General features: G+C 70.1%; 4 protein-coding genes. All 4 read right to left on the bottom strand.

Annotated elements, in window-relative coordinates:
* Positions 1-82: 82 nt before the first annotated feature.
* Positions 83-1,228 carry a tRNA dihydrouridine synthase DusB gene (gene dusB, locus QM582_RS02905; protein ID WP_415081586.1) on the bottom strand — a complete coding sequence of 382 codons (1,146 nt, stop codon included), beginning with the start codon at positions 1,226-1,228 and terminating at the stop codon, positions 83-85.
* Between the two features lie 198 nt (positions 1,229-1,426).
* Complete coding sequence (locus QM582_RS02900) at positions 1,427-2,521, bottom strand: ABC transporter substrate-binding protein (RefSeq protein ID WP_415081585.1); 1,095 nt, start codon at positions 2,519-2,521, stop codon at positions 1,427-1,429.
* The gene (locus QM582_RS02895; RefSeq protein ID WP_415081583.1) at positions 2,518-3,339 is read right to left on the bottom strand and encodes an ABC transporter ATP-binding protein; all 822 of its coding nucleotides are present in this window, start codon (positions 3,337-3,339) and stop codon (positions 2,518-2,520) included. The genes QM582_RS02900 and QM582_RS02895 overlap by 4 nt, the downstream gene beginning before the upstream one ends.
* Positions 3,336-4,361, bottom strand: coding sequence for a FecCD family ABC transporter permease (locus QM582_RS02890; protein WP_415081581.1), 1,026 nt, complete (start codon positions 4,359-4,361; stop codon positions 3,336-3,338). The genes QM582_RS02895 and QM582_RS02890 overlap by 4 nt, the downstream gene beginning before the upstream one ends.
* Positions 4,362-4,643: the final 282 nt, after the last annotated feature.

Raw genomic sequence — 4,643 nt, 5'->3', positions numbered from 1 at the left:
CTCGGGGACAGTCCCTGAACGGTTCCGGGACGGTCCCCGAGAACCGTCCCCGTCCCAACTCGCCGTTGGACCGCCCGGGGACTCAGCCGCCGGAGACGTCCGATTCGGCGTCGGCGATGTCGGCGTCCCCCAGGCATTCCGAATCCAGCCAGCCGTAGGGCAGCACCACCCGATCGCGCGGGGAGCCCTGGCGTCCGCGCGGTGAACCCAGCTCGGCGGAGGGGAACTCCAGCGTCGGGTCGAGCTGATCGAGCAGCCCGCGCAGTTCGTCCAGCGCCGACACCATCGCCAGGCTGCGGCGCAGCTCGGCTCCGACCGGGAAACCCTTGAAGTACCAGGCCATGTGCTTGCGCAGGTCGCGCATGCCGTGGGCCTCGCCGTCCAGCCCGGCCAGCAGCTCGGCGTGCCGGTAGACCATCGCCGCCACCTCGCCCAGATTCGGCAGCGGCGGCGCCGGCTCGCCGGCGAAGGCGGCCGCCAGGTCTCGGAACAGCCAGGGCCGGCCCAGGCAGCCGCGTCCGATCACCACGCCGGCGCAGCCGGTGCGGGCCATCATCGCCAGGGCGTCCGGGGCCTCCCAGATGTCACCGTTGCCGAGCACCGGGATGTCGGTGGCGGCGACCAGTTCGGCGATCCGGTCCCAGTCGGCGTGACCGCCGTAGGCCTGCTTGACGGTGCGGGCGTGCAGCGCGATCGCGGCGCAGCCGGCGTCGGCGGCGATCCGTCCGGCGTCCAGGAAGGTCTCGTGCTCGGCGTCGATCCCGATCCGGGTCTTCATGGTCACCGGGACGCCGTACGGCTGCGCGGCCTTGACCGTCGCGGTCAGGATCGCGGCCAGCCGGTCCCGCTTCCAGGGCAGTGCTCCCCCGCCGCCGCGGCGGGTCACCTTCGGCACCGGGCAGCCGAAGTTGAGGTCGACGTGGTTGACCCCGAACTCGGCGCACAGGATGGTGGTGGCCTTCGCCATCACGTCGGCGTCCACCCCGTACAGCTGCACCGACCGGACCGACTCGCCCGGGTCGAAGCGGAGCATCGAGAAGGTCCGCGGAATGCGTTCGACGATGCCGCGCGAGGTGATCATCTCGCAGACGTACAGCCCGGCCCCCTGCTCGCGGCAGAGCTGCCGGTAGGCGGCGTTGGTGATGCCCGCCATCGGCGCCAGGACCACCGGAGGATCGACCTCGACCGGGCCCAGTCGCAACGGAGACTGCTGCACCAACTGCTGCATCCGGCCAGCCTAGGAGGTTCCGCAGGCAGGGGAAAATCGCTGGGCCTCGTCGGTCGAGCCGCGGAACCGCTCACCCGCCCCCAACCGCTCGCCTAACTATTTTGGGCTCGCTGAATTCAGCGAGCCCAAAATAGTTAGGCGAGCGGTGGACGGGCCGGGGCCGGACGGACGCGGGCCGGGCCTGGGATCAGACGGGGCTCAGGCGGGTTCCTTGCCGGCCAGGATCAGCTTCGCCTGGTCGGCGCTCAGGTCGTAGTTCAGGAAGGTCTTGTAGAAGTTCCGGGTCTCGGTGACCAGGTCGAGGTTCTTGAACTGCTCCGGATGCAGCAGCTGCGCGACCCAGAGCACCTGCAGGGCCTCCTCGGCGCTGTAGCGATCCCACGGGAAGGTGCCCCGCGGATTGCCGTAGACCTTGCCCTCCTTCACCGCACGCAATTGCGAGTAGGCAGGATCCTTGCGGAGCAGCGCCAGGGCCTCCTCGGTGCTGGTGCTGCCGATGATGATGCAGTCCGGGTCGGACTTCACGATCGTCTCCATGGTCACCTTGGCCAGGTTGCCGTCCACGTCCAGGGCGTTCCGGCCGCCGCTGAGGTTGATCCACTCGTCGATCATCGACTTGCGTCCGTCCACCGTGAGCAGGTCGGTGGGACCGGCGATGTGCAGCACGGAGGGACGGTCCGCGTCCGCCAGCCCCTTCAGCCTGGAATCCACCGTCTTGATGTTCTTGTCCAGGTAGGCCAGGTACTTCTCGGCCCGGGCCGGCGCGTCGCCGCCGAGCACCTCGGCGGTCAGCTTCACCGTCTGCCGCAGCCCGTCGAAGGTCTGGAAGGTGACCTTGACCGCCGGCAGCCCGGCGTTGCGGGCGGCCTGGATCTGGGCGTCGTTGGACGACAGCACCGCGTCCGGACGCAGCTTGACCAGTTCCTCGACCTGCAGGTCGTCGCCGCTGAACGGCGCGGTCACGTTCGCGATGCCCGGGTAGACGGTGGAGAACCACTTCATCTGCTTGATCACGTTGGTGGTGGCGACCAGCTTGTCACCGGCACCCAGCACCAGCACGACCTGGTTGTTGGCATGCCACAGGTCGGCGACCCGCTGCACCGTGGCGGGGATCTGGACGGCGGTGCCGCCCTGGTCGGTGACGGTGCGGGCGTCCGCGCCCAGGGTCGGCGCCGGAACGGACGACGCCGCGGGGCTGGACGCGGCCGGCTGACTGCCGCTGCAGCCCACCAGCCCGAGCAGCGCGGTGGCGGCCAGCAGCGCGGCGACCGCCTTGGGTTGTCCTGATCTCATGGAAGAGCACGTCCTTTCGTCGTCGGCTCCGGTTTGGTCAATGCGGGGGTCTCACAGACGGTGCGTCCGAGTTCCTCGACGTACACCACCCGCAGCTCGGTTTCGTAGACCCGGCTCAGCAGGTCCTCGCGGATCACCTCGGCGACCGGGCCGGCGTGCAGGCGTCCGGTGCGGGTCAGGACGCCGGCGCTGCCGCCGAGCAGGATCGCGTGATTCGGGTTGTGGGTGGTGCTGATGATGCCGAAGCCGCGCCGGGACAGGTCGGCGAGCAGGTGCAGCACCCGGGCCTGGTTGCCGTGGTCGAGGGCGGCGGTGGGCTCGTCGAAGACGATCAGTTCGGGATCCTGGACGATGGCCTTGGCGATGCTGGCCAACTGGCGCTGGCCGCCGCTGATCTGGGTGCACGGACGTCGGGCCAGGTCCGCGATGCCGAGCAGGTCGAGCGCCTCATGGGCCCGTGCCCGGTCGCCGGCGGACGGCTGCTGCATCAGGTTCAGGTGCGGGGCGCGTCCCATCAGCACGTACTCGAGCACCGAGTAGGCGTAGCTGACCGTGCTGGTCTGCGGGACGTAGGCGATCGCCCGGGCCCGGGTCCGGGGCGGCAGTTCGGCGACCGGCGCGCCGTCCAGCAGGATCCGTCCGTGCTGCGGCGGCCGGACCGCGGTGACGCAGTTCAGCAGGGTGGATTTGCCGGCGCCGTTCGGGCCGAGGATGGTGAACAGCTCACCGCGTCCGAGCTGGAAGGACAGGTCGGTGAAGATCGGGTACCCGGCCCGGTAGCTGAAGGCGATGTCGTGCACCGCGAGGAAGGCGGTCATGCCTCCGCCCCTCGCCGGGCCAGGATGATCACGAAGAACGGGGTCCCGATCAGTCCGGTGAGAATGCCGAGCGGGATCTCGCCGGGGCTCAGCGAGCGGGCCAGGGTGTCGATCACCACCATGAAGGCGCCGCCCAGCAGGGCCGCCACCGGCAGGGTGCGGGCGTTGTCGCTGCCGGCCAGCAGCCGGGCGGCGTGCGGCACCACCAGGCCGATCCAGCCGATGCTGCCGCTCAGCGAGACCGCGGCGGCGGTGAGCAGGGTCGCGCAGACCACCACCACGCCGCGCTCGAACCGGACGTTCACCCCCAGCGCGGCGCTCTCGGCGTCCTCCAGGGTGAGCAGGTTGAGTCGCCAGCGCAGCAGCACCAGCACCAGCGTCGGGACCAGGATCAGCGGGGCCATCGCGGTCACCGAGGACGCGGTGACCTTGGCCAGGCTGCCCAGTTGCCAGAAGACGATGTCGGCGAGCTGGGTCTCCGGGTCGGCGACGTACTTCAGCAGACCGATGACCGCCTGCATCAGGCCGCCGACGATGATGCCGGCCAGCACCAGGGTGACCGTCGACGAGCGGCGGATCAGGCGCGGGATCCAGGCCACCAGGGCCAGCGCCCCGAAGCCGGCCAGGAAGGCCAGCGACTGCACCCACACCGTGCCCAGGCCGAGGATGATCGCGATCGAGGCACCGACGCAGGCGCCGTGGGTGACGCCGAGCAGATCGGGCGCCGCCAGCGGGTTGCGGAAGATGCTCTGGTAGCTCGCACCGGCCAGGGTGAGCGCGGCCCCGATCAGGATGGCGGCGGCGATCCGCGGCAGCCGCAGATTGATCACTACGTTGAAGCTGGACGGGTCGGGCGGCGGCGTGCCGGTGACCGCGCTGGCCAGCGCCTGGGCAACCTCGACCGGCGACAGCAGGTAGCGGCCGCTGCACAACGCCAGCACCGCGATGACGATCAGCAGCAGGGTCAGCACGGTCACCATGACGGCCAGCGGGGTGGGCCGCCGGGTGTCCGGGTGCAGCACGGACGCGGTGTCGGTTGGCCCTGACCGGCTCAACCGGCCACCCCGAAGATCCGTAGCTGCGGCATGAACCGAAGTCTAGATCCGCAGCAGCGGATCAATCTGGCACTTTCTCCAATGAGTTCGGTTTATTTGGGTGGTGACGGGTGGCTCCGGGTCGGCACGCCCCACTTCGGACGCCCGGCCCGTCCGCTCGCGCCCCCGAACCCGGACCCGAACCCAGCGCTCGCCTAACTATTTGGGGCTCGCTGAATTCAGCGAGCCCCAAATAGTTAGGCGAGCGCG

The organism is Micropruina sp., from assembly GCF_047607385.1.
GTDB lineage: Bacteria > Actinomycetota > Actinomycetes > Propionibacteriales > Propionibacteriaceae > Micropruina.
This window is presented reverse-complemented; position numbering and strand designations above follow the sequence as displayed.

What these genes read in the sequence shown, in the direction of transcription:
- dusB (WP_415081586.1), bottom strand. Translation starts at nt 1,228, where the DNA reads ATGCAGCAGTTGGTGCAGCAGTCTCCGTTGCGACTGGGCCCGGTCGAG.
- QM582_RS02900 (WP_415081585.1), bottom strand. Translation starts at nt 2,521, where the DNA reads ATGAGATCAGGACAACCCAAGGCGGTCGCCGCGCTGCTGGCCGCCACC.
- QM582_RS02895 (WP_415081583.1), bottom strand. Translation starts at nt 3,339, where the DNA reads ATGACCGCCTTCCTCGCGGTGCACGACATCGCCTTCAGCTACCGGGCC.